Raw genomic sequence first — 25676 nt, forward strand, 5'->3', positions numbered from 1 at the left:
GCGTCGCCGCTATCCGAGTGAGATTTCCGCGATAAAGACCGTTCCGCCGGCCTGCTCATAGCGATATTCCCCGCTCATCTGCGAAACAAATGACTTGATCAGCCGGGTTCCCATCCCTGACCTGGCGCCTGCCGGCACATAGCCGATGCCGTCATCGCTCACCTCCAGTCTGACCCGCCCGGTAGATAGTTTTTGAAGCCGAACCTCGATGCGGCCATCTTGGCGCGTATCGAAAGCATACTTCATTGCATTGGTCAGGAGTTCGTTAAGGAGAAGCGCGAACGGTGTTGCCTTGTCCGCATCGATCTCGATATCGTCGATCTCGAAATTAAGTGCTATGTCGCGATCATGGAGGTCAACGAGGGTTCTGACGAGGTTTGGTATGAAATCGCGTGCTTGGACACTTCGAAACTGATCGAAGCCATACATCTGCTCATGGACAGCTGACATGGCAATGATACGCTCGTGCAGCCGTTGGACTGTCTCCTGCTTGAGGCCCTGAAGCCGGATCAAAGCCATCACGGTCTGGAGATTGTTCTTCACCCGGTGGTGAATCTCGCGCATCAGCACCTTGTTGGTGCGCACTGCCTGTGCGAGCTCGGTGGTGCGTTGTGCTTCGGCCTTGGCGAGACTGAGGATCTTCAAGGCGCCGGTCGTGGCTGCGGCAAGCGCAAGCAGAAGAACGGTCGCCGCTATCAGGACGTCACGCCAGAACGGCCACATGATGGCTGACACTTCTGCCGAGGCGATTGCCACGAAGGGCGTGCGCTCGACGATCCGGTAGCCGACGAGCCTGGTGACACCGTCGACGGGCGATGCCGATATGTAGGTACCCGCCGTTGCCTTTCGCATATAGTCTGTAAACAGCACATAGTTACCGAGATCGACCGCATCCTTTGCTTCGGGATGCCTGGCGATCAGCTTTCCGTCACGTCGGATGAAACTCACCGTTGAACCTTTTCCGAGGGATGCGGCATCCCATATCGTCCTCAGCATCCCGGCATCGAAGGCAAGCACGGCAACACCTGCGAAAATCCGGTTACGCTCGATCCTTGTTGCCGACAGGAACACATGACGGTTCGTGCCTCGAAGCATTGTCAAAGCGGAAGTGTAATCCTCCGCCCCATTCGACAATCGCTTGAAGAAAAGCTGATCGGCGATGTCGGAAGGGCTGTTCTCGCGATCGTTGGAGTAAATCACGTGGCCGTCGGGCGCAATGACGTATGCCGTTGCGGTGACAGGCAATCCGGCTGTCGCCTGGTTGAGATGCTTGATGCCGGTAGCGTCGAGCGGCTGGGAAGCGTCACCCACCGCATCGGCCATGCGATAGAGCGTCTGGCGAGCGAGCGAATTGATCCAGATCGCGTTTGCAGCGACGATCTTGGTTGTCGCCGTGACCTGTTCTTCACCGCGTGTGACGGCCGACCAGTAGCTCGAATGGAGCCACAAGGAAAGGACGACCGCCAATCCGCAGAACATCGCCGCAATCGCGCCGACCGCTGCCTTTCCAACTATCGTGGAATCGCGTTGGGTTCGCATTCAATCCCCGCCGAACGGTAGATTTCATTTCTCTGATAGCAGGCTATAGGAGTCAATGTCTGCCAGAAGACAAACACGCGAAAGGCTGCGATTGATCGGCCGGACGGGCACTGGAAGGCGAACGGTCCTGGTCGATTGCCCTCCTGACAGTCGGGTCAGCGCCGTGTCGTAATCCGGCGAAGGGCGCGTTCAGCCTGAGCGATCGCCTCCTCTATACTGGCCGAGGTCCCAGTCGGCGGCAAGGTGCCAACGCCGTGACCAACGCTCAGACGCCAACCCCACGGAGCCTTGCTGGTCAGGTTGCTGCCGTCGCAGGCCAGAACCCCGATATACATACCCTCGTGCGCGAGGTTGAAGACATTCGGATCATCCGAGGGCACAACTTCCAGACCCGGTGTCAGCGCGGTCTCGCTCATCTGCCGAACTCCTTTCAAGAAAATCTGCCGAACAGTTTCCAAGGTAGAAAGTTCCGGCCTTGGTGAGTTCGCCGCGCTGGAACTCGCGCTTTGCGCCGACGTTCGGGAGGCAAAGGGAGATCGGCCAATGGACACATCCACCGAGGCAGTCGAACGCAACGGCCTGCTTTCTGCTATCGCAAAAGACGCGATGTCTGCGCTACGGCCTCTTCTTGAACCTGTCGTCCTTGCAAAGAATTCGATGCTCTCGACCAGTGGGAAGGTTCCGGAATTCTGTTACTTTCTGGAGGGTGGTATAGCCTCGATCATCATGACGACGTCGGAGGGCCGGTCTTGCGAGGTGGGCATTGTCGGACGGGAGGGGGCAGCGCCAATCGCTGGATTGCTCACGGGGCAAAGCGCGCCGTTCGATGCCGTCATGCAAGTCGAGGGATATGCCCTGCGGGCCTGCACAAAGAATTTCCGGCCCGTCCTGCTAACCCACCCGGCAGTAAGCGAGATCATGTACCGGTATGCCCAGAGCTTCCTGGTGCAGACAGCTTCGACGGCCTTGGCAAACGCCAACTGCTCCGTCGAAGAGCGCCTGGCGCGCTGGATATTGATGTGCCACGACCGCATCGACGGCGACCGTGTATCCCTCACACACGAATTCCTCTCACTTATGCTGGCTGTTCGCCGTCCAAGCGTGACGACGGCGCTTCATGTGCTTGAGGGCCGGCGATCGATCCATTCGGAACGCAGTCTCGTCGTGGTGAGGGATCGCCGCGGACTGGAACAATTCTGCCAGGGCTGCTACGGGCAGGCAGAAAGCGCTTATCGCGATCTTGTCGCAACGCTGCGCCCCAATGCTCCCAGCTAGGGCGTCGTGCTCTTCAACTCGCCAAGGTCTTGCGCAATCCGCTCTCTTGCTCGGTTGACGCGGCTTTTGATCGTTCCGGTTGGACAATCGAAGTGCTCACTGGCCGCTTCATAGGAGTGGCCTTCGATGAACACGAACTCGAATGCCGATCGATAGGGTTCGGGCAGTTGGCCGCAGGCACGCTCGAGTTCATGGCCTCGCACGCGCCACTCCTGCTCGGGTGGGACGCTGCCACGTGAGGAGGCGCAATCTTCGGCGCCAAGAATCTCCCGCTTCCCGACACGAAACTTCGAGCAGAAAGTGTTTCGCATGATGGTAAAGAGCCACGACTTCAGCCTTGTGCCCTCTTGAAAGCGGTCAATGTGTGATAGCGCCTTGACCACCGTTTCCTGGACGAGGTCGTCCGCTTCGGTCGGATTGCGATGAAAAGTCCTCGCAAAAGCGCGCAGAGCCGGCAACAGAAGGACCAGCTCGTGCTCTATGTTCGACTGTCGATTGATTTTAAGGGCCATTGTGCACCTCCCTGCCTCATCAAAGCTCAGAAGGTACCTTTGTTCCGGGTGAAAAGGGCAAGGTACGCAACCGTACCTAGGGATCGGTGCCTAATGGTCACCTCTCGCGGTGCCGAAAAGCGCGACAGCAATGGCGCCGAGTTCCGTCGGCTTTTCGCAAAGATGATATCCCGCGTAGCGGTCGGGAATCTGGCTGCGGATATAAGCGGTCGCGAACACAAACGGTGTTCCCATTGTGTGAAGCCGTTCGGCAATCGTAAAAACCGTCTCACCGTCAAGCCGGATGTCCAGGATCGCGCCGTCGATGGCACGCGTGTCGATTAATACCATACCGGCCTCGACAGAAGGCGCCGGGCCGACCACGCACGCTCCCGCCCGCTCGAGTGCCTGCCGCACATCGTCGGCGACGAAATATTCGTCTTCAACGATCAGGATATTCTTCCCAGTGAGCAGGCTAAGCTTCTGATCCACATTACCCTCCATGCCGAGCGAGGCACCGCCTCCGCGCGTCAGCGTCACTGTCCTTCCTGTACGTCGCTCCACGAGAACTAGATCGCCCGGCCTTTTGTCAGCCCATTCAATCTGAGGCAGCTTTCGTAATGGGCTTCGACCAGTGCAACAGCATCCGATTCTCGTTAAGCTGCCCCGACGTGCGGTTTAATGATCATCTTGATCCGTGGGTCAAGCCCGCCTTCCCATCGCCATTGCCGCGGGCCGCCACCCACCTCAAAGATAACCCGCCCAAAACGGACGTTGCCGTCGAAGCCATCCAGGGATCCGGTGCCTGTCCTGCGCCATTGATATTTCGATCGAAAGGGTTCCATCGCGTGGCTGTATCCCATATCGCTTCGTCGAACTACCGAGGCCGCCAGCAGTTCCATGGACGACAGCCCGGATGTTGGGAACCAGGCTGGTATTTCCACGTTTGAAGCATCATCCCGATACCGAGGCGTTCCAATAACATGGATCATTTTGATAGCATTGCTGCTGATTGCCGCTGTTGCCGGACGAACATTATTGTACGTTGCCCTTGGGTATGCTGACTACCTTATCGAGCAAAGACGGCAGAAGGGTCTTATCCGGCGCGCCATGCGGCGACGGGATGGCCGAAATTGAACAGCAGTCTTAAACCGGGCCGTTGTCCGGCTCGATCATGTCTTCATTGCGCTCAAGAATCGCCTGCGCCTGATTAATGGCGGCCGTAATTTGATCCAGTTCGGCAAGATCTGCATCGCGGACAATGCTGGCGAGCTCCCGGCAGAACCGGATCAATTGTCCAATGCTCTCGGCATCGGCGCGGGTCAATCTTACCGTTCGAGGCTGGCTCATCGACAAATCGCCTTATCTTTCACTTCGCTGGCTTTTCCGTATGTGCGTGCCAGTCAGATAGTCTGCAGCGAAGCTTCCCTTTTGGAGAATCATGCTGGCTCCCGCGCGATAGAAAGCAAACGATAATTTTCCGATTTTGTTCAAGCGGAGATCGATCCGATTTCGCTTCGCATAAGATCGAACGCCCTCTCTCTCGCAAAGTTCGATGGCTTTTAAGCTCTCGACGATGAGACAGGTCCGGGTGGTCTACAAAGTGCGGATAGCGGGCGAGCCCGTCCAGTCCCATGCTGATGGATCTTCAGTTTCGAGAGTGCGCGCCGTGGCGCTGTCGGTGCCGAGGCACCGTCCCACAGACCGGACATTCCCAAATCTCGAAGTACCGATGACGAAAACTGTTGCAGAATTGCTACGCCGCTTTCAGACAACTTCAGCTTCGACTAGTAGATATGGTCCTTATGACCGGAATCGTACACAGCCTTGCCGGATGAACTGGTTGGACTAAATCATAGCTGTTATCCAAACCTTCATAGCGCAAAGTGATTTTGGGACTGCCAGCATGACAGATCTTGAGGGGAGCGACCTGGACGGCCGATATAGGCTGCTCGTCGATGCTATCACCGACTACGCCATCTATATGCTTGACCCGCAAGGGCGGGTAAACAGTTGGAGCATGGGCGCCAAGCGCCTTAAGGGATACGAGGAAGACGAAATCCTCGGTGAACACTTTTCGCGCTTCTGTACGCCGGAAGACCGGGCATCCGGTGTTCCCGCAACCGCACTGGAGACGGCAGCCACAACCGGCCGCTTCGAGGCCGAGGGCTTCAGGCTCAGAAAGAACGGGGAGCGTTTCCCAGCCCACGTCGTGATCGATGCGATCCGCGATAGTCGCGGATTGCTCCTCGGCTTTGCCAAAATCACCAGGGATCTTTCTGAGCGCAAGAAGGCCGAACAGATTCTCAGGCGTCAGGAAGAGCTGTTCCGCATGCTCATTCAGGGTGTCACGGATTATGCGATATATCTGCTCGATCCCGATGGCCTGGTTTCCAGCTGGAACGCTGGCGCTCAGCGCATCAAGGGCTTTCTGCCCGACGAAATCATCGGGCAGCATTTCTCACGCTTTTACACCGACGAGGACAAGGCAGCGGGTCTGCCTTCGATAGCCCTTGAAACAGCCGCGCGCGAAGGCCGTTTTGAAAAGGAAGGCTGGAGGATCAGAAAGGACGGCAGCCGCTTCTGGGCAAACGTCATAATAGATGCCATACATGCCGATGACGGCAGCCTTGTCGGCTTTGCGAAGATCACCCGCGATATTACCGAGAAGCGGCAGGCCGAAGAAGCGTTGGCCCGTGCACAGCAGGAGCTCTTTCAGGCGCAGAAGATGGAGGCGGTCGGTCAGCTGACCGGCGGGGTCGCGCACGACTTCAACAATCTGCTGATGGCAATCCTTGGCAGCCTTGAGATCGCCCGCAAACGAACCCTGGCTGGGGAAGGCGTCCTCGATTTGATTGACAACGCCATCGTCGGCGCGCGAAGGGGCGCGTCTCTCACGCAGCGGCTGCTGGCATTCTCCCGCAAGCAGGACCTCAAACTTAAACCGGTCAAGGTCGCTGATCTTGTAAGCGGAATGACGGAACTGATGGAACGCTCGATCGGTCCGGCGATCGAGATCGTGAGCCGATTTGAGCCTGACCTGCCGGCAGTTCTGTCGGATGCAAATCAGCTTGAAAACGCTCTCCTGAATCTGGTCGTCAATGCGCGTGATGCCATGCCCGATGGTGGCACGATCACGATTAGCGCCGGGCGCCATCGCCTCACAGGTACCAACAGCCAGGGACTGCCATCGGGACACTATGTCTGTCTTTCGGTCACCGATGAAGGAGGCGGCATGGATGACGAGACCCTGGAGCTTGCCACGACGCCCTTTTTCACAACAAAGGGAATTGGCAAAGGTACCGGACTGGGTTTGCCCATGGTCCAGGGCCTGATGGCCCAGGCAGGCGGGGCCCTTCATCTGAAGTCGGCGCCGGGCCTGGGTTGCACGGCGCAACTGTGGTTGCCAGTCGCGGCTGATCAGACCGAGCCGGCGTCCCATCTGCCAAGCGAACCGCTTGTCCAATCACCGTCGCAATTGACTGTTCTTGCCGTCGATGACGATGCTCTCGTCTTGATGAACACTATTCTGATGCTGGAAGATCTGGGCCACGAGGCCATACAGGCTGAATCAGCGGGGCAGGTGCTCGAGTTGCTCAAGGAAGGGTTCATTCCGGACGTCATCCTGACCGATCACGCCATGCCAAATATGACAGGGGCGGAGCTGATCCGAACAGTCAGCCTTTCGCACCCGTCCGTGGCGCTGGTTCTTGCCACAGGCTATGCGGAGCTGCCCGACGGCACGGCGCCACGCGTCGTGAAGCTCTCGAAACCATTCACGCAGGCACAGCTGAGTGTCGCGCTGGCAGCTGCCAGGCCTGCCGCCCCTGCTTAGTCTGCGAGCCGCTGCGCGAAGATGCGGTGGAACCCAGTGACGAGAGCTTGCCTGCCCGACAAGGGATCCGTTCGAGCGGATTGTTATCTTTTGGCATCCGGGATCTTTTGGCTCAGTGTGCAAGCTTTGATCGTTGCCGTGCAAAACCGGTTTACAAGCTTCATGCGCGTTGATCCCATCTTTCGTCCCACTCGACACCTTCCGTAAGCTCGATCAATATTGGCATCGCCGAGATGATTACCGGCGATCTTAGGACAACGGGCGGTTCCGTCTCCTTGCCAGGAAAGACCATGTCCTCGTCTTCCGAACCTTGTGTTTCGAATGAATCCGCGGATTTGGTGACGGTACGTTTGACGATCAAGTTCGGTAGTTCGTCATTTAGCAGACCCTTGAATAGTTGCTCAATCGAACCAGGGAACCGGAGAGTTGTTCCTGCCCACCTGTAGCCAGCTGTTGCAAATCAGCAATGACCGCCGCTAGAGTCAATCGACCATCGTCCGCCCCGCTATCGATGCCGTTGCGTCGAATCGGATTCTGATCCCAGTTAGGGTCGGGGTGACGGTGGAACGAAGATGGCATTCAGGGTGATCGAGGGTGGCCTCGCGGCCAATGGGTGGGTGAATGGAGACAATGCCGCTCAGGTTGATGTAGCGCAGGTCAGAAGAGAGGGCGCGCGTCGGCTGCGAGATTCGGGCTATGATCGGCTGGAGGCACGGCGGCGCATTACCGGTATTGCGGTGCCGCGTTCTGTTGATCACTTTCGAATGCAAATTGAATTTGTGGTAGGCGCCTTATCACGCCTCGACCCAATTCCAGCGGATTTCCGGAACGACTGCTACTGGCCGATACTTGACAATGCCTGAGGTGTGAAGCGCTGCGACCGTGCCGCAGCGCTTCAAGATGTCAAGCTGCCTTGGTGCCCTTGGCGTTCGCCGCTGACAGTGCAAGTTCTGTCAGTTTCTTGTCGGTTGCCTCCTCCTCCGCAAGGTTCTGCTGGAGAAGGGTGACTGCCTGCTTGTGCCCGAGCTGCTTGGCCCACGCAATCAGCGTGCCGTAGCGCGCAATTTCATAATGCTCTACAGCCTGCGCTGACGAGATCAGGCCAGCATCGAGAGCAATGCTTCCGTCGAATTCCTCGATGATTTCGTTTGCTTCTGCAATGATCCCCTGGATCGCCTCGCAGGTCTTGCCTCGGGCCGGCTTCCCAATGATCTCGAATACCTGTTCCAGGCGCTCGATCTGGCCTTGAGTTTCGTCGCGATGCTTCAGAAAACCTTCCTTGCCATCTTCAGACTGTGCAGCCCGGGCCATTTTCGGTAGTGCACGCAAAATCTGCTTTTCGGCATAATAGATGTCCTTGAGAGTGTCGAGAAACAGGTCGTTGAGGGTCTTTGCTGTGGCCATGTCGTTCTCCTTTTTAGGTTTGCACGCGTCCAACAAACAGCGGCGTCCTTTGTTCCAAAAGTGGTGTTCCCGCTAGAAGCGGTGACAACTCGCGTCAACCACAACCAGCGGCATCATCACGATGACGGCACTAACCGTTACGAGATCGAGACTTGAAGTCGCTCGCAGGAGAGTGCATCAGCCACGCTCCGGCGAACACTGGCACATCGCGTCATAGACGTTCGCATGCGTTTTTCGCCGCGTGGATCTTCGAAGGCGACGCGGCGGCTTGCCCAACGAACGCCGATTTCCTGATCTTGATCACCGTCTTCAAGCTTCCTGATACAGCGGAGCCCCGGATTGGGTCAGTGAGAGCGTCCCTCGTTCATTTCTGACGGGTCATAGTTGATGTCCCAGTCCTTCTCCGGCTTTTTGGAACCTGGAGGACGCTTGTGAGCTGTCGCATCCTCTGAGCCGGTCACGACAGTGGGCTTGGCGCTGTGGACGCCGGACGCCTTGCGGTCACCTTGTGATTTCGCAAACTGTCCGCGTGCATCCTTTTCGACGTTACTCATCACTGTTCTCCTTTGTCTTCAGTGCGTCGGAGACCTTTCTAGTCTCTGGGTCGCGATTGTTATCGCCCATGGCGTCACGGTCGAGATCCGGATCGTCCTTGGCTGGCATGTAGCCGCGCGGCGTGTTCGATTTCGGTCCTTCCCAGCGCGGCGACTGGTCCGTCGTGCCGGGCATCCCGTCTTTGGGAGAATTCATTCCCATTTTGCTTCTCCTTGGTCGTTGTTCGAAACGGTCTAAAAGTCTAACCCGTGACCGTCATGTTCCCTCGATACCCCACGGCCGCGGCCTCCTTTCAAAAATGTCCGGTTTCGGACAATGGCAGTCCGGCATTGACTTATCGTCTGCGCTCCGGCGCTCCCGTGCTATTCTGGTTAGAGGCGTCTTTCATGAGGGAGAGTGGGTATGCGCGTCCTGGTTATTGAAGACGAGCCTCAGATGTTTCTTGAAATCGAGGAGGTCATCCTGCAGGAGGGCGGGGAAGTGATCGGGATTGCCACGACGCTGGCCGAAGCGCTCGAACTTGCGCCTCTCGCAGACGTCGCCCTCATCGACATCCGTCTTGGCAACGGAATGACCGGCCCGGAGATTGCCAAAAGCCTGGTCAATGGTTTTGGGATTGGGGTTGTTTATTTGACGAACGGTCAGGACGCGCCGAAGGGTTCCAGCGACGCGATGGGCGGCGCGGCAAAGCCGGTGACGCGCGAGGCTGTGCGACACGCCATACGACTGGCCGCAGCCATTCAGGCTAGTCCAGAGCATACCGAGCCGAACTCATCAAAAGCCCAATGACGGCATTTCAAAACTTCGGGACGCTCATAATAACTAGGCTAGACGACGAGCAGAGCTCTCTGCCTCTTCCGAAAACGTTTGGTGGATCGGCTATCACCTGTTGCCGATCAGACCGGCAACGGTCGCGATCAGCGTTTTTTCCCGATAAGGCTTGTCAAGGACGGCATCGAAGACCTCAGGGTGCGCTCGCCCAATGCTTCCCTGTGCGCCGCTTACCAGCACGATTGGAATGGACGAAAGAGTGGCATCAGCTCGCATAGCTTGAGCGAGCTCCAAACCGGTCATGAGCGGCATCATGAAATCCGTTATGACGAGCGCCGGCAGCTTTTGCTTGACAAGCGTCAGCGCGGCCTTTCCATGTGATGCGGAGGCCACCTCATAGCCCGCGTCCTCCAGCATCATTGTAAGGACATCTGCGAGCAGGAATTCATCCTCGGCTATGACGATCAGCGGCATCCCTGGCAGTTCCCTGTTGTCAAGCCGGCCCCTGCGCCAATCCGGTAGCGGCCCCCGCGACCGGTTCAAGTGCCGCTCGAACCTCCATCCCACCCGGCCCGAATCCGATCTCATGGATGATCGGTTCAAACGCCCGGTCACGGACCTTCAGGACCGAAACAGTGCGCTTGTAACGCGATCCGATCTCTACATGGCGCAGCATTACCAGATTATCCAGGAGACTGGAGATCTCCGATCCTGGCGCCGTCACCGTGGGTCCGAAGAGATCTCGCAGTTCCCAGGTCGTGATTGTAGTAACGTTGAGCGCACGCAGTTCGTTCGTCAGAGCTGCGAAAAATTCGACCATACGCGGTTGATAAACCGCCCCACGCTCGAAACCGCCAAGGCCGTCGATCAGCAGCCTTTTCACGCCGCGCTCACGCACCGCGTCGAGAAGACGATGTCCGAGCTTGTCCAAGAGATTTTCGGTCATCGGATTCCAGATCATTTCGAGAGCGCCATTTTTGATCAGCCCTTCGAAATCGACACCCAGCGCGGCTGCCTTGCCGCGCAGGCGGGCAGGCGTCTCATAGAAGCCGAAATGAAGCGCCGGCTGCTCTTGCGTCGCAAGCGACAGGAAATTGATCCCGAGCGAGGTTTTTCCGCTTCCTGACGGTCCGAAGACGAGTGATACCGAACCTTCGGGCAAGCCGCCGCCGACCAATGCGTCGAAACCGCCCGTCCCGGACGAAACTGATCCAGTCGGCGCATGATCAGGCACGCTCGTATGAGCGAGAAGCGCCTCAACTCGGGGGAATACCGCCACGCCATCAGACGTGATCTCGAACTGATGGTGCCCGCCAAGTGCTGCGGTTCCTCTGGACTTCTTGACCTGGAGGCGGCGAACAGCGCGCACACCGCTCAACTCGTTATGAAGATCGATCACCCCATCGACCATTGTATGCTCCGGGCTTTCTTCGGCGATCCGGCTGCTGGTCAGGAATAAAACAGTGCAACCGACGAAGGCGGCCTGGCTCTGAACCTCGGCGACAAAGGTTTTGACGTCAAGCTGCGTATCGGCCCGATCACGCGCATTCAGGAGCCCGTCGAACACCAGCAGGGTGGCGCCCTGACGGGCGATCTCCTGCCGGATCAGCTTTACGACCGCCGACAGACCCTCATCACGCAGGGTCTGGAACACGCTGACATAGGTGACGTCGATACCGAGACGTGAACTGTCGAAAAACTCAAGAGTGCCAAGTGCCTGAAAGAGCCGCTCGTGCGTCTCTGCAAGGAGCGTGACGTAGAGCGCCTTGCTGCCCTTCTCGGCTGTCTTGAAGGCGATCTGATTGGCGAAGATCGTCTTTCCTGCGCCAGGGTGGCCTTGCAGGATGTATGATGCGCCGACGACGAGCCCTCCGCCAAGGACGGCGTCTAGGCCGGGAACGCCCGTTTGAAGTCTTGCTAGTGCCTGTGTCACAATTCTGGTTCCGTCAACTACCCCTGCCGCACCCTAGAAGGCTTGGCGCCATTTGGGAACACCCTATGATGAGGCCGTTGGCGAAGCGGCCGGTTCGGTCGACGATCCCTAGGCCTCTGCTGCAGGCCGAAGCTTTCTCCGGATTAATGAAAAATGAGAAGGACACCGGGCGACGCTTCCTATAAAGGCCGCGATCGCCGAATTTGCCGCACGATACCTCGTATCTCCGTCGAGGCGAGGGCAGGGGAAAGGCATTGCGGTCGATCAGCGGCGGTCGCTTACAATGCCCTTAAATATGATCGATCCGCTGAGCAAGGATGGCAAGGGCAGCTGTCTCGGGCGGCCGACCCTTCATCGATCGGGTTCCCGCTCAGGCCGAGCGGGTTGGTGTTCGCCCTGCTGCGCGCGAACGGCCGCACAGGCATTTGAATTGCCGCCGACAGGGGCAGACTTACATCGACGACGACATCACCACGTTCGGTGAGGGCGTGTCCGCAGCTTCGTCGCCGGGCTGAGGCGATGCCGATAGCGCGGCACGGACCTCATTTTCCTCCCATCCCGCCCGCACTGCCGATTCGATCAGTTCGACCATTTTCTCCGTAGATGACGATCGAGATGTCTCATCAAGATGTTTGCTTGCCGTCTCAAGACATTCCTTGAGGTTTGCCGCACGGGCAGCCGGGTCCTGACTGAAACGCGGGGAGGCGACGTAGATCATGATAGGCTCCTTTCTGATTAGAACAGAGGGAAGCGCTCGCGGTTCCATCCGCTTGCAGGGATTTCCGTGAGGCGTGGTCCGACCCCATGCTCGAACTGCCGTCGAAGGTGCGGTCCACTCGCGCTCACGCAGGAGCTGCAGCACGCACAGCGGCGGTCCTTGGAGCTTTAGTCTGTTCTGCCGATCAAACTATCGGCCGGGATTGTTGGCCAGCATCATCTCATTGATCTTTGCGGCAAGATCATCGACGGCGAAAGGCTTGCCGATCATCGCCATGTTGGGCCCAAGAAAACTTGCCTTTGTGGCAGCGTTTTCCGCATAGCCTGTCACGAACAAGATCGGAAGATCCGGCCGATATTGCCGGGCAATTTCCGCCAACTGTCGGCCGTTCATCCCAGGAAGGCCGACATCCGAAACCATGAGGTCGACCGTTTTTTCAGAGGCCAGAATACCGATGGCGGCTTCCGCGTTGGCCGCCTCGAAGGCGAGATAGGACAGTTCACCGAGCACGTCGCAGATCAGGAGGCGCACTGCGTCGTCATCTTCGACCACAAGGACGCTCTGCCCCCGTCCCTCCGGCGCCGCTTCTGGAACCATCGGTCCTTTATCATCGCTTGGCCCGTCAGCCGCCGGGAGATAGAGCTCGATCGTTGTCCCTTGTCCCGGCCTGCTATCAATGCGGACCTGGCCACCGGATTGACGAACAAAACCGTAAATCATCGACAGGCCGAGGCCGGTGCCCTGGCCGACCGGCTTTGTCGTGAAGAACGGTTCGAACACCTTGTTCACAACATCGGCCGGCATGCCGATACCGGTATCGCTAACGGCTAGCAATACATAGGTGCCCGGCTTCAAGTCTAAACTCCGCTCGCAGGCCTCGACAACACAGCGCCTGGCGGCAACTCTCAATCGACCGCCGTCTGGCATAGCGTCGCGCGCGTTGACTGCGAGATTGAGCAATGCGCTTTCCAACTGGTTAACATCGGCCAAGGCTGCCCCGGTCCCGGCCTCGACGTCGATCTCTACGCGTATGTTCTCCGGCAATGTCCTTTCCAGGAGTTCCCTGGTTGCTTCCAACTGCGGCGCGATCTCGACTGGTTTGGAGTCCAGCGTCTGGCGGCGAGAAAAGGCCAACAGCCGTGCGATCAGAGCTGCCGCCCTATTTGCCGAATCCACGGCGGCGTCCATGAATCTGTCGACGTCTTCGAGCCGTCCGCTTGCGATGCGGCGTTTTGCGATATTGATGCCCCCAATGATACCGGTGAGCATATTGTTGAAATCATGTGCGATCCCGCCGGTCAGTTGACCGACCGCTTCCATTTTCTGGGACTGGCGGAGGGCTTCCTCGGCAAGATTGCGAGCCGCCATTTCGTTTTCCAGAGCGGCTGTGCGCTCGGCAACCCGCTGTTCAAGCGTTCGGTTCAGGGTGTCGAGCGCCTCACGCTCCACACGCAGCGCCGCCTCCGATGCCGCAAGAGCGCTTTCCGTTCGCTTTCTTTCAGTAATATCGATCACGGTTCCGATGAAGCGCACCGCGCTCGCACCAGAAAATATTGCGCCTCCCTTTGCAGCGATCCAACGCTCCTTGCCGTCGTCAATGCCGATGGTGCGGTATTCGACTTCGAATTCGCCGCGCCCTGTGGGCTCCAAGGCAGCTTTGACGGCGTTGTCGGCGCGCTCCTTGTCCTGTGGGTGAAGTCCAGCGAGAAAGGTGCCCTCGTAGGAAATTTGCCGATCAGACGTCAATCCAAACATCGCCCTGCAGCGCTCGTCCCAACGCAAGGCCCCCGTCGCAGGGTTGTAATCCCAGGTCCCGATTCCCGCCGCACTCGTTGCTAGACGTAACCGCGTCTCGCTCTCATCGAGGTCCCTCAGGCGATCGCGCATCTGGAACTGTTTCTGCCTCAGCCGCATCGCCGATGCGATCGCACTGAAAAGAGAGGCGCTTCCGAGTGGCCGTTCGAGCACAACGCTGTTGCTCGACAAATCGAAGAGCGCCAGTTGCGACAAGCGTGCGCTGGGCATGCGCGCCGCGCGAGGCGCGGCCAAAAGCACGAATGGCACGTCAGACCAGGAGGGTTGAGCCTGAAGCGCTGACTTCAAGGTGTCGGCATTTCTTGCCAGCGCTTCTTCCGTCAGCAGGATCGCGCCGATCTGTTCGCTCATCATGCCTGCGACATCTTTGAGATCGCGGCAGATGACCGCCTCGTAGCCTTTATGCGTCAGGATCGATGAGACCGCATCCGCATCCCTGCCGAAGGGCGCGCAGATCAGGATACGCCGGCCTTCGGACGTCTCTGACCTATCGCTCACGATCTCGATCTTCCATCAAGGGACCCCGTATACCGAGATATTCGGGCGTACCGGTCAAAATGCCCCTGAACTGGGACAGGGGTTCGCCCACGCGGATCCCGCCCGCATCGACCCTCAATTCACGGATCGTATCCTCGTGCGCGCCTCCACGGTTCTTGAGTACCGAGATTGCCTTGCGCACCCGCCCCTCGGCTTCGAAAAACCGCAGTAAGACGACTGCATCTGCAACATAGGATATGTTGAGGCTTGTCGTCATCGCGCCGACGAGACCATCGATCAGCAGCGTCACAACGCCTTTCTGACTGAGGTAGGACAGGAGCTCATGCATCTGCAGGATGAGATGCTGCTCCTGAGGCATGGCAGCGACATATCCGTTCAGGCTGTCGATGACGATCATCCGGGCCTTGCGCTCCTCGACCTCACGTCGCACCCGAAATGCAAATTCACCGGGCGAAATCTCCGCGGGGTCGATCTGTTCGACGCAAAGCGTGCCATTCGCAATATGCTTCTCCAGATCGAAACCGAAGGCTTTGCCGCGAGCCATCAATGTTCCTATCCGCTCGTCGAACTCATAGACGGTGGAGGGTTCACCCCGCTCGCAGGCCGAATGCAGATATTGCAGCGCGATCGTCGTCTTGCCGCTGCCAGCGGGGCCGGTCAGAAGCGTGCTCGTGCCGCGAAGAGGTCCGCCGCCAAGCAGGTTGTCGAGCCCCTGTACTCCGCTCGGCGTGACCTCGTCCGCAAATTCACCGTGGTGAGTAGCCGCAATCAGTCTTGGATAGATCTGCAGCCCGCCTGTCCTGATCGTGAAATCGTGATAGCCGGCGGTGAAATCAATGCCGCGCAGCTTCTGGACCTGCAGTCGCCGCCGCGCGGCGCCGAAGTCGAGCGTCAGCCGCTCAAGGGTTATAACGCCATGGCAGAGACTATGCAGATGAGCGTCGCGGCCATCGGCTTTGCCGGTCATGTCATCAACTAGGATCACCGTTGTGTCGCGTCCCGAGAAGAACTGCTTGAGAGCGAGCACTTGCCGGCGATACCGTAGCGGATCCTGTGCGAGCAGGCGCATTTCCGACAGGCTATCGAACACGACGCGCTTAGGCTTAACCCGCTCCACCTCTTCTTGGATGAGCCTGATCGTCTCGCCGAGCTCCATCTCCCAGGGGTGTAGGATCGACTGATCACGGCCCTCACCAAAAATTTCGGCAGCGGAGTCGAACTCGAACACGTCAAACTCGCCACTGTCCCATCCATGAGATGCAGCAACGGCCGCAAGCTCTTCAGCCGTTTCTGACAGAGTTATGTAAAGGGCCTTTTCGCCGCGCCGCACCCCTTCGCGAAGAAATTGCAAGGCCAGCGTCGTTTTGCCGGAGCCAGGTGCGCCTTCCAGAAGATAAAGTCGTCGTGGCGACAGGCCGCCTTTGAGGATGATGTCAAGGCCTGCATTTCCGGTCGAAATAGTGTCAGGCAACGTTATGGGTCCCAGATATCAATTGGTTTTTTTCAAGAAATATGATCGATCCACAATCTGGCAAGCCCGTTCGCTCGTCTCGGGCGGGAATCTGTCGCTGATTGGCACCTGCATCCACTGCGACCAGGTTCGTTATGACGCTCACCCTCGCACGCTCGCGAAACCAGCGGATGACCTAGAGGACTAATAAAAATCCCCGACGACGTCAGTCATCGGGGAAATTGGGCGTGCTGAAAACAGAGAGCAAGGGCCGCCGGGTTGCATCGAAAAAGCCGGGGTCTCGTTAGATCCGCGTCACTTCGCCCGGCGGCTAAACTAAAACGTGTCAGCGCTACCATTGTTCCCGCCGTACAAAAAAGAAATCTCACTCCAGGCGATAGCGGCCCTACTGCCTTAGTCGCGGACGGAACATCAATCGTCCGGACGAGGTCATGTCCCAATCCATCGGTGATCAACGCCGAAGCAATTTTCATGTCGCAAGCTGGACCGTTCAGAGCCGGTCGGCTTTGGACAGCTGCAAACGTTGGCATGTTGCGGTCTTAATCGTCCGTGAGGTCGATGTCGGAATCCCCTCTCGGCGGTCTCATCTCCCAAAGCGATTGTGCTTCGTTTCGACCCCGCTCTAAGCTGTGCAGTTCTCCACTATTCGGCCGCCAAAAGCTCGCTATCGAACGGCGGCGGGCGAAACCTGACTGCCCTCCCGAAGTGTGGCTAGTTCTTATCCCGAGCCGTTGCTACGGCTAGGAAGACACTACGACATCGCCGTTTTCTTCACCGTCCCAATAACGGATAGATGCAGCCGAAACCTTTATGAGAACCAGGCCTGGCGTCTCGGTCCCTTCCGGAAACCAACGCTCTAGACCGGAGGACCAGTGATCCTCGAACATCGCCTTGTCGCGGATGACGGAAGCGCTTCCCTCAACCGCGATGAATATCCCCGGTTTGCCCAGCAGGCTTGGGGGAGCGGTGAAGGTCAGCAAAACGTCATTTATCCCCTCGATCTCGCTGACCTTGCGGGTGTCTTCGTAGGAGAAAAACCACGAGTCCCCGTCATACTCGACGTCGCCATTGTTACTCATCGGCCGGGTGGCAATCCTGCCGGCGCCGGCGTTGGTGCAGAGCATGCAAAAGTCGATTTTCCTCAAGTGCGAGGACAGGTCCTCAAGTGTCATTGACGGCATGATGTCCTCCTGGGCGTGACTGAGATCCTATAAGTATCAAAGGCTCCGGAATGTTCCGGCGAATGCGAAACACGCTGAAAATGGCAGGTCCGCCGGAACCTGGATCATTTCTCGGTGTTTTCGCAAGGAAAGGAGCACAGCCATGATGACCCAATCGAAACGGCTTGCAGAGGAGTACCGCCGGGTCGGCGGCCGCCGGCTCGCCAAGGTTGACGATAACATCGTCAGTACGCGGGCATGGGATGAGGATACTCCCGAGGCGGAAAGGTTCTGGCAGGAGCATGTTGCTCCTCTCGATGAAGAAAAACGTCGGGAAGTCGAGCTCCATCTGCCGTCAATCAGCGAACGCTGACGATATGCCGTTTTCCAATTTCGAACTTAAAACGGTAGATGTCGATGCCGGTGCCATCCGCCTCAGAATGGGTGGAAGCGGGCCGCCCTTGCTTCTGTTGCACGGCCATCCCCGCACGCACATGACATGGGGCTCCGTCGCCGAAATCCTCGCGCCGTTTTTCACCGTCGTCTGTCCAGATCTGCCTGGCTTTGGCAAATCCTACATACCGCAGGACGCGCCCGATTCGATCCATTCGTCCAAGATGGAGAAGGCCAGATCCCTTCGCCAGCTGATGGATAAGCTTGGTCTTCCGTCCTTCTTTCTCGCCGGGCATGACAGAGGGAGCCTGACGGCGTTCCGGCTGGCCATGATGTATCCCGACGTTGTGCGAAAGCTCGTGATCATCGACGGCCTGCCTGTGCTAGAACATCTCGAACGCGCCGATTGGCGGTTCGCCCGCGACTGGTATCACTGGTTCTTCTTCGCCCAGCCCGGAAAGCCCGAGCGGGTCATCTCCGCAGATCCCGAGGCCTGGTACGACAAGCTGTCACCCGACGTAATGGGGGCTGAGGCCTATGCCGACATTCGTGAGGCCATCCATGACCCAGCTATGATCCACGGGATGATCGAGGATTATCGAGCCGGGATCCGCGTCGATCATATCCATGACAAGCAGGACCGGGAGGTGGGCCGCAAGGTTTCCTGCCCAATGCTTTGTCTTTGGTCACTTCGCGACGACCTGCAACAAATCTACACCGATCCCGTCGCGATATGGCGCAACTGGGCCAGCGACGTCAGTGGCTTCGGGGTCGACAGTGGGCATCATGTCGCAGAAGAAAATCCAGGAGATCTGGCTGCCGCAATCAAGACATTTCTCCTCACTGAGGATTGAGACGCGTCGGTTCGCATGGAACTTTTATGGCGCGTCATATTTGTAACTCGTGATCTCGGATCCGGGCCTGCTACCCGCGTCAAGCGACCGCGAAAGGAAAGACTATGAATAACAACCACCGCAGCAGTGAAAGAGTGACCGAAACGGCGACTGAGGCAAGGCAGGGTCGATGGGGCAGGCCGGTGTTCTTGGTCCTTATGGGTGGCCTGGTCCTTGCCATGATCGTCTGGGTAGGTGTCGATATGTGGGGCGAGAGCATAGACACCGACAAAACCTCGACTGCCGCAACTGCGAATGACCCCATCAATGCCCAGCCCTCAGGAGAAGGGACCTTCGACAATAATGCCGCCGATGGCAGCGCGCCCCCGCCGAAGCAGACAGATCGTTTGCCCTCGCCGAGCGGCAACGGCGGCGGTCCGACACAGGTCACCACACCGTCGGGCACCGAGAAGGTTCAATGAGGTCATGTTCGGACGCCGGCGGCATAGTCTGCCCCCGCACTTTATTCAATGAAAGCAGTCAGGAGACTTTTAAATGACGGATCATGACGAACTGCACAAGGTATGGGACCTTTCAGAGAAAATTGGCTTCTGCATGCTGACCACACAGTCGGGAAGCGATCTACGCGCCCGTCCGATGTCGGCATATGCCGAAAGGGTCGACAACGCGTTCTACTTCCTTACCGATATCGACAGCCACAAGGATGACGAAATCGAGCGTAACCCGGCCGTTTGCCTCGCCTTCGCAGACAGCAAGGGGCAGAAATACGTCTCGATATCGGGCATCGCGGAGGTCCAGAACGACCGGGAAAAGATCCGGGACCTCTGGGCGACCCCCGCCAAGGCATGGTGGGATAGTCCCGAAGATCCCTCGATCCGCATCCTCAAGGTAACGCCGAACTTCGCCGAATATTGGGATAGTCCAGGCACCATCGTCAGCTACATCAAGATGGCTGCCGCTGCTGTATCCAGCGCCAAGCCGGATATGGGCGAGAATGCCAAGGTACAAATGTAGGTCGAGGCGGTCATGGGTGTCGACAGACAGGAAATAATCCGCCGACGCGCCTTCGAAATATGGGAGGACGAGGGGCGTCTGGACGGTGCCGACCAGCGACATTGGCTGCAGGCGGAGGACGAGCTCTTCGGCGATGATGATCACGAAACGATGCAGGAACTGCTCGATGAGGACGATCATGACGATGACCTCGCATTTGGCAAGTCTGCGACAGCTAAAACTCACTCGTTCGAGCCGGGGCCAGCCGGCCACGCTCAAAAGGAGACGGATCTAATGGCGAAACAAAACAGCGACGGCCTCAATGGTTTGTTGACCGAATTGGGCGTTCTGCCTCCGGAGCGGGATGGGCTGACAACCCTGACCGTTGATCAGCAGGAAGTGCTGAACGCCTATCAGTCGGGCCGGATGGAGGAGGCTGATTTTCAGCGTCATCTCGCGACCGACACTGTGCTCGCAGATCATGTCCGCTTATCGCTGACGGCCGGCCGCAATTAGGCCACCCGGCAGCCAATTTCGATCTCGGCAAGCAAGGATCACCAATGCGTCATGACACCTTTGGTTTCGCTTGCTCAGCCTGAGCCGGCGATAGAACTTTTGACGATAACCAGTACAAGGCGGGGGTGAGGCAACTGCCGTAGGACTTGGGAATTTATTGTTGCTGCCGGTGGAACCAGGCATCGTTGCGTAGGTTTGACAATGGTTACCAACTCAGAAAACTCCCACGGAGGAAATTCCCAATGCGTATCAAACTTATTGCGGCATCCGTCGTCGCACTCGCTATGGCAACGTCTGTATCCTACGCGCAGTCCAACCCGGTTCCCAATCACATGGCAACCGATAAGAACGCCAACGAGGATGCCGGCGGCGGCGCTGGAAGCAGCGATTCATCCGGCACCAAGATCATGAAGCCGATGGGCACAGACTCGACGATGACCAACAGCACGACCGAACAGACCAAGTGTAAGGACGGCTCGAACGCCAAGGGCGCTCTCCAGACCCAGGCCGGCAAGGGTGATGCGACCCCACAGGATCAGGCCTGCGGCGAAAACAACAACTGACAGATTGTAACTGACGACAGGGAGGCCGGATCATCTCCGGCCTTTTGCTGTTTGCACAGCATTGAATGCTTTGCCGGAGGTCCACTCTTTGCGGGTTCAGCAATGCCTAGCCGGAACCGATTGGCTTTACAAATGTTTGTGAGGAGACAAGGAACCCGCCCGTCGCCTGGAGGCCTGGATGAGTAGTGATCAATGGACACCGGAACTCTTTTCTGAAGCCTGGTCCGCCGGGATAGCAGCTGTCGTCGATGAGCGAATAACGCCCTTGCAGCATCTCGTTGTTATGTCATCGCCGGGAATCGATCGATACGACACAACGGACGGTCCGCTGAAACGCGAGATGGATCAGGTATTGGAGATTGGCCTCGCCAAGCTTCAAAAAAGTGGCGAGGCAGCGCCGGGCTAACGTTCGTAAAGTTGCGCTGAACACCAGCAAGCGTTCCTTCGCGAAAGAATACGGAGCCGATCAACTTGGGCCTGTCGATCAAACGATATCTTGTCCCTCTCGCCGGCGCGATGATGGCCTTAGCCGCGACGCGGCTCGTAGTTCGCCTCAGCAGCCGGGGCGATCCCTGTCGCAATATCGCGACCGAAGATCCTCATGGAAGGGATGCCGAACGGCCTGAGGCGATACCCGCCCGGGGATTAGTCGATGTTTTCTGGCGCGTCTACGAGGAAGTCTCGAGGGACAGGGTTAGTCTGATCGCCGCCGGCGTCACTTTTTATCTGTTTTTGGCACTCTTTCCCGCCCTTGGCGCGGTCGTCGCACTTTACGGGCTTGCGGCGGATCGAGCGACGATGGCCCAACATATCCGGGAGCTCGCCGTTCTTCTCCCGCCAGGTGCCTTCGACATTGTCGCAGACCAGATCCAGGAGCTTTCGAAAAAGCCGAACGGATCGCTCGGCATTGCCTTCTTTGCGGGCTTCGCGATCGCTTTGTGGAGCGCCCACAATGGAACGTTAGCGCTTTTTGATGCGATGAACGTCGCCTATGAGGAAGACGAAAAACGGACCTTCTTGTGGCGCAACCTGACTGGCCTCGCGTTTACGCTTGGCGCTACGATCGTGGTCATTGCAATGATCGGGTTGGTCGCGGGATTGCCGATCGTCCTCTCCTACGTGTGGCTGGGAGAGGTGCCCGAAGAGATCGTGCTGATGATACGCTGGCCGGTTCTGCTTGCGATCTTCTTTTGCGGCATCATGGCCCTTTACCGCTTTGGCCCAAGCCGTGAACCCGCCAAGGTGCGCTGGATGACCTGGGGTGCTGCGATGACGACGATCGCCTGCGTGGCAATGTCGCTCTGCTTTTCCCTCTATCTCGACCGGTTCGCAGACTACAAGGCGACATACGGGGCGCTTGGCGCGCTAATCGGCCTGCTGGTCTGGACCTGGCTTTCTGTCACGATTCTGATCGTTGGCGCCGAGCTTAATGCCGAGCTCGAACATCAGACGGCGAGAGACACGACAACTGGCGCTCCGCTTCCAATGGGAGTGCGCGGTGCCTTCGTCGCCGACAGCCTCGGAAAGACCTCTGGTCAGTCCGGCTAAGCTTCATGGTTAAGCTGGGCGATCGACACGGCCCCAAGATCGCCGCGGAGCGTGCGAATAGTGTCGTTTCGACCCTGGGGCGGATCTTTAGAATCTTTAGCGACGTTCCGCAAGGAAACTGGCGTTCGTTATGCGAAGGAGCAGTGATGTTAGAAACCGATAGCAAGGCAAGCAAGAAGGAGCGCCGCCTGGGCGATGTCTCACGTTTCGTCGAGGCGCAGGAGCAGGCTGATAGCAGCTCGATTGCCCCTGCCGCTGTACAGCCAGCGGGACGAAGAGATGAAAACGCGTGCGCGCTCGTCGATCCTGTTTCCGCTGCGGCGTCATGAACGGAAATTTGGACCTGAACCCTGCAGTCGACGCCCTCGCCGATGCCGCCGCAGTGCAGTTATGGGTAAATTTCGATGAGTTCGCGCTCGATGAGCTTGAGAGGGTCTTGCGCGACGAGTGGCGCATGCGGGGCCTGCCGTTCAACGACAGTGCAAGGCCCTAAAAAGCATCCTCGTAATCAGTCGCGTTGCGTTGGCCGAATGGTGTCGACGCTGATCTGGCCGTCCAGAACACCGCGCTTCACGTCGGTGCGGCCGTGAGCGATCTCAATCACGGTGTAGAGCTTATCGTCGCGGAAGGAGCTGGCATTTGCTGTCGTGACGTCTTCTGCAGGCGCAGAATCGATCTCCATGTAATCAAGTTCGCGGCTGGCGGCGACGATCCGCGCGTCACCGGAGGTGCGCGCTGCCACAACGACCACACCATGACCCGGTGCGTTCGCCCATCTCGGATCGCCTGGACCCGCAATCGGCTCCAGGCGATAGATGGAAAGAGGTTCCGCGCTCAGATCGGCGCCGGCAGCGGTCGCGTCCTCGATCTGAGCCTTGCTCTCGACAGAGCTTCCAAACTCGACCTGGCTGGTCGCGGTGTTGATCTCTTCGGTATTACCGGTCCTCGAGACGTTCGACATGATGTAGGAACCTCCGTTTTCGCGTTAACCTAACGACCGCGAAGGTCGGCGGTTCCGCCATACGGCGCTCCGATCGAAGAAATTGTCTACGGGCTGGGATGCCATCTACCTTTCGCCGAACGAGGGCCGCTTACGATGCAGCCGTCGATCCCCGGCCACCTGCGCGGCCGGGGGAGGAGCAGTCAGCCCGGTCTGACATTTTCGGCCTTGGATTTGCCGGTCTTACGGTCCTGGCCGACGTCGTAAGTGACTTTGTCGCCATCCTTGATCGATCCCTGACCGCTGAGCCCGCTGACATGGACAAAGACATCCGGTCCGCCGGCGTCCGGGGTGATGAAGCCGAAGCCCTTGTCCTGGTTAAAAAACTTCACTGTTCCTGTTGCCATTTTTTCCTCGGAATATGTCGGTCCAGACGTATTCACTTTAGGCAGGCAACCGGGTGGGCACAACGGCCTTTTTGCAAGTGACACAATGAAAGAGGAAGGAACCCAATTGTGTCTTAGCTGGCTTGATCGGTTGGACGAAGAGCGGGCACGCGTGGTGAGAGGGGAAGCAAACGACGAGTTTCGATCTTGATGCAGGCCGTGCCTTCCCGGGTAGATCGCACTATCTGTGATTTAGGCCAGCGCTGAAGATGCTTCAGATGCCCCGAGCTTTTCCAATGAACCGAACTTCGGCGATCTAGGGTTCAGCGTGACTGAGTATTGGGTGCAATGCTCTGCGGACATCCACCGATGTCCCAGAGAACAACATTGTCTGGTTCATTACCATAGGCGGGACCCTCTACAGGGCAGTGTCTATTTCTCACCATCGGAATGCGCGCATGGCCTCTCACTCGCCTGTACAGTGCGGCCGAGTCGGCTCAAAAGACGCGGTGTCACGGGGCATCGAAGCTATCTCTGAAGAGCGTCGGGCACGATTCGACCGAGGGGTGGCCCAGATCCGGGCCAAGGCGACGGCCAAGACTTGGATCAGATCGCTGAGCTCGTCGGTTGCGTCTTGCGAATTGGAGCGAGGGCGATGACAATCCTGCAGTCAATCCATGCGAAGAGTTAAGGTTTGCTCCTCGCCAAAATCGATTGGCCTCCTACCTCTAGGAAAATGGCGGTAGCGAAGACGGAAGCGCAAACAAGCGGTGAATGGGATGGCAAGGCGTTTACCGCAGGCCTTGGACGAGGTTTTGCCGGGGCATTGATCTTTGCTCTGCCGATGTTCATGACCATGGAGATGTGGGAACTGGGTTTCTACATGGATCGCTGGCGTCTGCTGCTCCTTCTGATTGTGAACGTCCCGCTTCTTATCCTCCTTTCGGACCGCGTCGGGTTCGAACAGACGTCGACGTGGCGCGATGCGAGCCGTGATGCAGCGATCGCTTTTGCCATTGGTATCGTGTCGTCGGTGGCGATCCTTCTCGCTGTCGGCGTGCTTAAGGCTGGCCAGCCTGTCTATGAGATTGTCGGAAAGATCGCCCTCCAGGCGGTGCCAGCCAGTATCGGTGCTCTGTTGGGCCGAAGTCAGCTCAATGGCGACGAGAGTGCCAAAGGCGATGAAGGTGATCCGGTGCAGGAAGGCCCCGCCGACTATAGCGGTGAGATGTTCTTGATGGCGCTCGGGGCCTTGTTTCTCGGCCTGAATGTCGCTCCGACCGAGGAAATGATCCTCCTGTCCTTCAAAATGAGCCCATGGCATGTTCTTTGCGTCATTGTCATCTCACTGGCGGTCATGCATGGTTTTGTCTACGCTGTCTCGTTCAAGGGGGGCCATGAGATCGGCGACAAGGTGCCCGCCTGGCACATCGTGGTTCGGTTCACATTGCCAGGATATGTCATCGCGCTGCTGGTCAGCGCCTTTTGCCTCTGGATATTCGAACGCTTCAGCGGAACATCTGCATCGGCGATTCTCCCGGCCGTGGTGGTCCTTGGGCTCCCGTGCTCCATCGGTGCAGCGGCCGCACGCCTGATTTTGTAGGACGACGAAAAGTGGCACGAAAGAACACACCTTCAGCGAAACCGCACCCGGTTGAATGGGCGCTCGGCGTTGCCAGCAGCCTTCTCGTTGCAATTCTTATCGCCATCGTTGGCTATGAAGCGGCAACGAACTCCAGATCCCCACCGGACTTTGTGGTCTCCCGACTTGCGCCCACTGACGCTACCCCCAAGGGACAGGTGCGGTTCAAAATCACAAACATCGCCGATACCACAGCTGCGGCCGTGCTCGTGCGTGGCGAATGGCGCCGGCCTGATGGAATAACAGAGACGGCCGAAACGACGCTCGACTATGTCCCGGCAAACTCGTCGGGCGAGGGGGCGCTGATTTTCTCCGCCGATCCTGCTGCCGGCGACCTGTCAGTCCGCGCGGCCGGCTATGCAGACCCATGAGCAAT

At 58.0% G+C, this 25676-nt stretch carries 31 protein-coding genes and 1 pseudogene; 15 read left to right on the plus strand and 17 right to left on the minus strand.

Annotation, left to right across the window (positions count from 1 at the left end):
- Window positions 1-9: 9 nt before the first annotated feature.
- Entirely contained in the window at window positions 10-1539 is a 1530-nt protein-coding gene (locus ACQZ5H_RS28815; protein WP_449099712.1) for a sensor histidine kinase, read from the minus strand.
- A 155-nt stretch (window positions 1540-1694) separates the two neighbouring features.
- Window positions 1695-1955: a hypothetical protein gene (locus tag ACQZ5H_RS28820; RefSeq protein WP_449099713.1), complete on the minus strand. Its 261-nt coding sequence runs from the start codon at window positions 1953-1955 to the stop codon at window positions 1695-1697.
- A 127-nt stretch (window positions 1956-2082) separates the two neighbouring features.
- Between ACQZ5H_RS28820 and ACQZ5H_RS28825 the strand changes: the two genes are divergently transcribed.
- Entirely contained in the window at window positions 2083-2814 is a 732-nt protein-coding gene (locus tag ACQZ5H_RS28825) for a Crp/Fnr family transcriptional regulator (RefSeq protein WP_449099714.1), read from the plus strand.
- On the opposite strand, the gene ACQZ5H_RS28830 is transcribed toward ACQZ5H_RS28825, so the two are convergent.
- From ACQZ5H_RS28830 to ACQZ5H_RS28845, 4 genes are all read right to left on the minus strand, one after another.
- Window positions 2811-3326 (minus strand): sigma-70 family RNA polymerase sigma factor, encoded by a 516-nt coding sequence (locus ACQZ5H_RS28830; RefSeq protein ID WP_449099715.1) that lies wholly within the window; start codon window positions 3324-3326, stop codon window positions 2811-2813. The two genes, ACQZ5H_RS28825 and ACQZ5H_RS28830, sit on opposite strands and share 4 nt — an antisense overlap.
- Before the next feature lie 90 nt (window positions 3327-3416).
- Window positions 3417-3845, minus strand: coding sequence for a response regulator (locus ACQZ5H_RS28835; RefSeq protein ID WP_449099716.1), 429 nt, complete (start codon window positions 3843-3845; stop codon window positions 3417-3419).
- Between the two features lie 116 nt (window positions 3846-3961).
- Window positions 3962-4207 (minus strand): hypothetical protein, encoded by a 246-nt coding sequence (locus ACQZ5H_RS28840; protein ID WP_148194885.1) that lies wholly within the window; start codon window positions 4205-4207, stop codon window positions 3962-3964.
- A 244-nt stretch (window positions 4208-4451) separates the two neighbouring features.
- Window positions 4452-4655, minus strand: coding sequence for a hypothetical protein (locus ACQZ5H_RS28845; RefSeq protein ID WP_449099717.1), 204 nt, complete (start codon window positions 4653-4655; stop codon window positions 4452-4454).
- Window positions 4656-5211: 556 nt separating this feature from the next.
- On the opposite strand from ACQZ5H_RS28845, the gene ACQZ5H_RS28850 reads away from it, so the two are divergent.
- Complete coding sequence (locus ACQZ5H_RS28850; RefSeq protein WP_449099718.1) at window positions 5212-7140, plus strand: PAS domain S-box protein; 1929 nt, start codon at window positions 5212-5214, stop codon at window positions 7138-7140.
- Window positions 7141-7712: 572 nt separating this feature from the next.
- Window positions 7713-8003 (plus strand): hypothetical protein, encoded by a 291-nt coding sequence (locus tag ACQZ5H_RS28855; RefSeq protein WP_112720366.1) that lies wholly within the window; start codon window positions 7713-7715, stop codon window positions 8001-8003.
- A 40-nt stretch (window positions 8004-8043) separates the two neighbouring features.
- Here the strand turns inward: ACQZ5H_RS28855 and ACQZ5H_RS28860 are convergent, their stop codons facing one another.
- The 3 genes from ACQZ5H_RS28860 to ACQZ5H_RS28870 form a co-directional block, all read right to left on the minus strand.
- A complete protein-coding gene (locus ACQZ5H_RS28860) occupies window positions 8044-8544 on the minus strand; it encodes a YciE/YciF ferroxidase family protein (protein WP_148194881.1) in 501 nt (166 codons plus the stop codon).
- Between the two features lie 344 nt (window positions 8545-8888).
- Window positions 8889-9098, minus strand: a complete 210-nt coding sequence (locus ACQZ5H_RS28865) for a hypothetical protein (protein WP_112720368.1) — start codon at window positions 9096-9098, stop codon at window positions 8889-8891.
- Complete coding sequence (locus ACQZ5H_RS28870) at window positions 9091-9300, minus strand: hypothetical protein (RefSeq protein WP_449099719.1); 210 nt, start codon at window positions 9298-9300, stop codon at window positions 9091-9093. Before ACQZ5H_RS28870 ends, ACQZ5H_RS28865 begins: the two co-directional genes overlap by 8 nt.
- A gap of 201 nt (window positions 9301-9501) precedes the next feature.
- Here ACQZ5H_RS28870 and ACQZ5H_RS28875 point away from each other — a divergent pair, with 201 nt between their 5' ends.
- Window positions 9502-9888 (plus strand): response regulator, encoded by a 387-nt coding sequence (locus tag ACQZ5H_RS28875; protein ID WP_112720370.1) that lies wholly within the window; start codon window positions 9502-9504, stop codon window positions 9886-9888.
- Between the two features lie 93 nt (window positions 9889-9981).
- On the opposite strand, the gene ACQZ5H_RS28880 is transcribed toward ACQZ5H_RS28875, so the two are convergent.
- The 6 genes from ACQZ5H_RS28880 to ACQZ5H_RS28905 all read right to left on the minus strand — a co-directional run bounded on the left by ACQZ5H_RS28880 (window position 9982) and on the right by ACQZ5H_RS28905 (window position 17486).
- Complete coding sequence (locus tag ACQZ5H_RS28880; RefSeq protein ID WP_112720371.1) at window positions 9982-10344, minus strand: response regulator; 363 nt, start codon at window positions 10342-10344, stop codon at window positions 9982-9984.
- 19 nt (window positions 10345-10363) lie between these two features.
- Window positions 10364-11803, minus strand: a complete 1440-nt coding sequence (locus tag ACQZ5H_RS28885) for an ATPase domain-containing protein (protein WP_449099720.1) — start codon at window positions 11801-11803, stop codon at window positions 10364-10366.
- Between the two features lie 451 nt (window positions 11804-12254).
- The gene (locus ACQZ5H_RS28890; RefSeq protein WP_112720401.1) at window positions 12255-12521 is read right to left on the minus strand and encodes a hypothetical protein; all 267 of its coding nucleotides are present in this window, start codon (window positions 12519-12521) and stop codon (window positions 12255-12257) included.
- A 189-nt stretch (window positions 12522-12710) separates the two neighbouring features.
- Window positions 12711-14834 carry an ATP-binding protein gene (locus tag ACQZ5H_RS28895; RefSeq protein WP_449099721.1) on the minus strand — a complete coding sequence of 708 codons (2124 nt, stop codon included), beginning with the start codon at window positions 14832-14834 and terminating at the stop codon, window positions 12711-12713.
- Window positions 14824-16305, minus strand: coding sequence for an ATPase domain-containing protein (locus tag ACQZ5H_RS28900; RefSeq protein WP_449099722.1), 1482 nt, complete (start codon window positions 16303-16305; stop codon window positions 14824-14826). The genes ACQZ5H_RS28895 and ACQZ5H_RS28900 overlap by 11 nt, the downstream gene beginning before the upstream one ends.
- Before the next feature lie 740 nt (window positions 16306-17045).
- A complete protein-coding gene (locus ACQZ5H_RS28905; RefSeq protein ID WP_449099723.1) occupies window positions 17046-17486 on the minus strand; it encodes a pyridoxamine 5'-phosphate oxidase family protein in 441 nt (146 codons plus the stop codon).
- Window positions 17487-17628: 142 nt separating this feature from the next.
- On the opposite strand from ACQZ5H_RS28905, the gene ACQZ5H_RS28910 reads away from it, so the two are divergent.
- The 9 genes and pseudogenes from ACQZ5H_RS28910 to ACQZ5H_RS28950 all read left to right on the plus strand — a co-directional run bounded on the left by ACQZ5H_RS28910 (window position 17629) and on the right by ACQZ5H_RS28950 (window position 22661).
- Complete coding sequence (locus ACQZ5H_RS28910) at window positions 17629-17838, plus strand: hypothetical protein (RefSeq protein WP_449099724.1); 210 nt, start codon at window positions 17629-17631, stop codon at window positions 17836-17838.
- 4 nt (window positions 17839-17842) lie between these two features.
- Window positions 17843-18712, plus strand: a complete 870-nt coding sequence (locus tag ACQZ5H_RS28915) for an alpha/beta fold hydrolase (protein WP_449099748.1) — start codon at window positions 17843-17845, stop codon at window positions 18710-18712.
- Between the two features lie 104 nt (window positions 18713-18816).
- On the plus strand, window positions 18817-19173 hold the full coding sequence (locus ACQZ5H_RS28920; protein WP_449099725.1) for a hypothetical protein: 357 nt from the start codon (window positions 18817-18819) through the stop codon (window positions 19171-19173).
- Window positions 19174-19246: 73 nt separating this feature from the next.
- On the plus strand, window positions 19247-19726 hold the full coding sequence (locus ACQZ5H_RS28925; RefSeq protein ID WP_449099726.1) for a pyridoxamine 5'-phosphate oxidase family protein: 480 nt from the start codon (window positions 19247-19249) through the stop codon (window positions 19724-19726).
- 12 nt (window positions 19727-19738) lie between these two features.
- Window positions 19739-19912, plus strand: a pseudogene (locus tag ACQZ5H_RS28930) (DUF2934 domain-containing protein); the annotation flags it as partial.
- A 551-nt stretch (window positions 19913-20463) separates the two neighbouring features.
- Entirely contained in the window at window positions 20464-20784 is a 321-nt protein-coding gene (locus ACQZ5H_RS28935) for a hypothetical protein (RefSeq protein WP_449099727.1), read from the plus strand.
- A gap of 178 nt (window positions 20785-20962) precedes the next feature.
- Window positions 20963-21190: a hypothetical protein gene (locus ACQZ5H_RS28940; protein ID WP_199629987.1), complete on the plus strand. Its 228-nt coding sequence runs from the start codon at window positions 20963-20965 to the stop codon at window positions 21188-21190.
- A gap of 110 nt (window positions 21191-21300) precedes the next feature.
- Complete coding sequence (locus tag ACQZ5H_RS28945; RefSeq protein WP_449099749.1) at window positions 21301-22332, plus strand: YihY/virulence factor BrkB family protein; 1032 nt, start codon at window positions 21301-21303, stop codon at window positions 22330-22332.
- A 146-nt stretch (window positions 22333-22478) separates the two neighbouring features.
- Complete coding sequence (locus ACQZ5H_RS28950; RefSeq protein ID WP_449099728.1) at window positions 22479-22661, plus strand: hypothetical protein; 183 nt, start codon at window positions 22479-22481, stop codon at window positions 22659-22661.
- 179 nt (window positions 22662-22840) lie between these two features.
- Here ACQZ5H_RS28950 and ACQZ5H_RS28955 read toward each other — a convergent pair whose 3' ends face one another.
- Window positions 22841-23293, minus strand: a complete 453-nt coding sequence (locus ACQZ5H_RS28955) for a hypothetical protein (protein WP_130284342.1) — start codon at window positions 23291-23293, stop codon at window positions 22841-22843.
- A gap of 182 nt (window positions 23294-23475) precedes the next feature.
- A complete protein-coding gene (locus ACQZ5H_RS28960) occupies window positions 23476-23679 on the minus strand; it encodes a cold-shock protein (RefSeq protein ID WP_449099729.1) in 204 nt (67 codons plus the stop codon).
- Window positions 23680-24394: 715 nt separating this feature from the next.
- On the opposite strand from ACQZ5H_RS28960, the gene ACQZ5H_RS28965 reads away from it, so the two are divergent.
- Window positions 24395-25261, plus strand: coding sequence for a TIGR02587 family membrane protein (locus tag ACQZ5H_RS28965; RefSeq protein WP_148194871.1), 867 nt, complete (start codon window positions 24395-24397; stop codon window positions 25259-25261).
- A gap of 11 nt (window positions 25262-25272) precedes the next feature.
- Window positions 25273-25671 (plus strand): hypothetical protein, encoded by a 399-nt coding sequence (locus tag ACQZ5H_RS28970; protein ID WP_449099730.1) that lies wholly within the window; start codon window positions 25273-25275, stop codon window positions 25669-25671.
- The last annotated feature ends 5 nt before the right edge of the window (window positions 25672-25676 follow it).

It is taken from the genome of Rhizobium sp. 21-4511-3d, from assembly GCF_053522545.1.

What these genes read in the sequence shown, in the direction of transcription:
- ACQZ5H_RS28955 (WP_130284342.1), bottom strand. Translation starts at nt 23,293, where the DNA reads ATGTCGAACGTCTCGAGGACCGGTAATACCGAAGAGATCAACACCGCG.
- ACQZ5H_RS28855 (WP_112720366.1), top strand. Translation starts at nt 7,713, where the DNA reads ATGGCATTCAGGGTGATCGAGGGTGGCCTCGCGGCCAATGGGTGGGTG.
- ACQZ5H_RS28945 (WP_449099749.1), top strand. Translation starts at nt 21,301, where the DNA reads ATGATGGCCTTAGCCGCGACGCGGCTCGTAGTTCGCCTCAGCAGCCGG.
- ACQZ5H_RS28880 (WP_112720371.1), bottom strand. Translation starts at nt 10,344, where the DNA reads ATGCCGCTGATCGTCATAGCCGAGGATGAATTCCTGCTCGCAGATGTC.
- ACQZ5H_RS28965 (WP_148194871.1), top strand. Translation starts at nt 24,395, where the DNA reads ATGGCGGTAGCGAAGACGGAAGCGCAAACAAGCGGTGAATGGGATGGC.
- ACQZ5H_RS28860 (WP_148194881.1), bottom strand. Translation starts at nt 8,544, where the DNA reads ATGGCCACAGCAAAGACCCTCAACGACCTGTTTCTCGACACTCTCAAG.
- ACQZ5H_RS28850 (WP_449099718.1), top strand. Translation starts at nt 5,212, where the DNA reads ATGACAGATCTTGAGGGGAGCGACCTGGACGGCCGATATAGGCTGCTC.
- ACQZ5H_RS28925 (WP_449099726.1), top strand. Translation starts at nt 19,247, where the DNA reads ATGACGGATCATGACGAACTGCACAAGGTATGGGACCTTTCAGAGAAA.
- ACQZ5H_RS28830 (WP_449099715.1), bottom strand. Translation starts at nt 3,326, where the DNA reads ATGGCCCTTAAAATCAATCGACAGTCGAACATAGAGCACGAGCTGGTC.
- ACQZ5H_RS28875 (WP_112720370.1), top strand. Translation starts at nt 9,502, where the DNA reads ATGCGCGTCCTGGTTATTGAAGACGAGCCTCAGATGTTTCTTGAAATC.
- ACQZ5H_RS28910 (WP_449099724.1), top strand. Translation starts at nt 17,629, where the DNA reads ATGATGACCCAATCGAAACGGCTTGCAGAGGAGTACCGCCGGGTCGGC.
- ACQZ5H_RS28825 (WP_449099714.1), top strand. Translation starts at nt 2,083, where the DNA reads ATGGACACATCCACCGAGGCAGTCGAACGCAACGGCCTGCTTTCTGCT.
- ACQZ5H_RS28940 (WP_199629987.1), top strand. Translation starts at nt 20,963, where the DNA reads ATGAGTAGTGATCAATGGACACCGGAACTCTTTTCTGAAGCCTGGTCC.
- ACQZ5H_RS28865 (WP_112720368.1), bottom strand. Translation starts at nt 9,098, where the DNA reads ATGAGTAACGTCGAAAAGGATGCACGCGGACAGTTTGCGAAATCACAA.
- ACQZ5H_RS28870 (WP_449099719.1), bottom strand. Translation starts at nt 9,300, where the DNA reads ATGGGAATGAATTCTCCCAAAGACGGGATGCCCGGCACGACGGACCAG.
- ACQZ5H_RS28820 (WP_449099713.1), bottom strand. Translation starts at nt 1,955, where the DNA reads ATGAGCGAGACCGCGCTGACACCGGGTCTGGAAGTTGTGCCCTCGGAT.
- ACQZ5H_RS28815 (WP_449099712.1), bottom strand. Translation starts at nt 1,539, where the DNA reads ATGCGAACCCAACGCGATTCCACGATAGTTGGAAAGGCAGCGGTCGGC.
- ACQZ5H_RS28935 (WP_449099727.1), top strand. Translation starts at nt 20,464, where the DNA reads ATGCGTATCAAACTTATTGCGGCATCCGTCGTCGCACTCGCTATGGCA.
- ACQZ5H_RS28890 (WP_112720401.1), bottom strand. Translation starts at nt 12,521, where the DNA reads ATGATCTACGTCGCCTCCCCGCGTTTCAGTCAGGACCCGGCTGCCCGT.
- ACQZ5H_RS28915 (WP_449099748.1), top strand. Translation starts at nt 17,843, where the DNA reads ATGCCGTTTTCCAATTTCGAACTTAAAACGGTAGATGTCGATGCCGGT.
- ACQZ5H_RS28840 (WP_148194885.1), bottom strand. Translation starts at nt 4,207, where the DNA reads ATGGAACTGCTGGCGGCCTCGGTAGTTCGACGAAGCGATATGGGATAC.
- ACQZ5H_RS28960 (WP_449099729.1), bottom strand. Translation starts at nt 23,679, where the DNA reads ATGGCAACAGGAACAGTGAAGTTTTTTAACCAGGACAAGGGCTTCGGC.
- ACQZ5H_RS28845 (WP_449099717.1), bottom strand. Translation starts at nt 4,655, where the DNA reads ATGAGCCAGCCTCGAACGGTAAGATTGACCCGCGCCGATGCCGAGAGC.
- ACQZ5H_RS28920 (WP_449099725.1), top strand. Translation starts at nt 18,817, where the DNA reads ATGAATAACAACCACCGCAGCAGTGAAAGAGTGACCGAAACGGCGACT.
- ACQZ5H_RS28950 (WP_449099728.1), top strand. Translation starts at nt 22,479, where the DNA reads ATGTTAGAAACCGATAGCAAGGCAAGCAAGAAGGAGCGCCGCCTGGGC.
- ACQZ5H_RS28905 (WP_449099723.1), bottom strand. Translation starts at nt 17,486, where the DNA reads ATGCCGTCAATGACACTTGAGGACCTGTCCTCGCACTTGAGGAAAATC.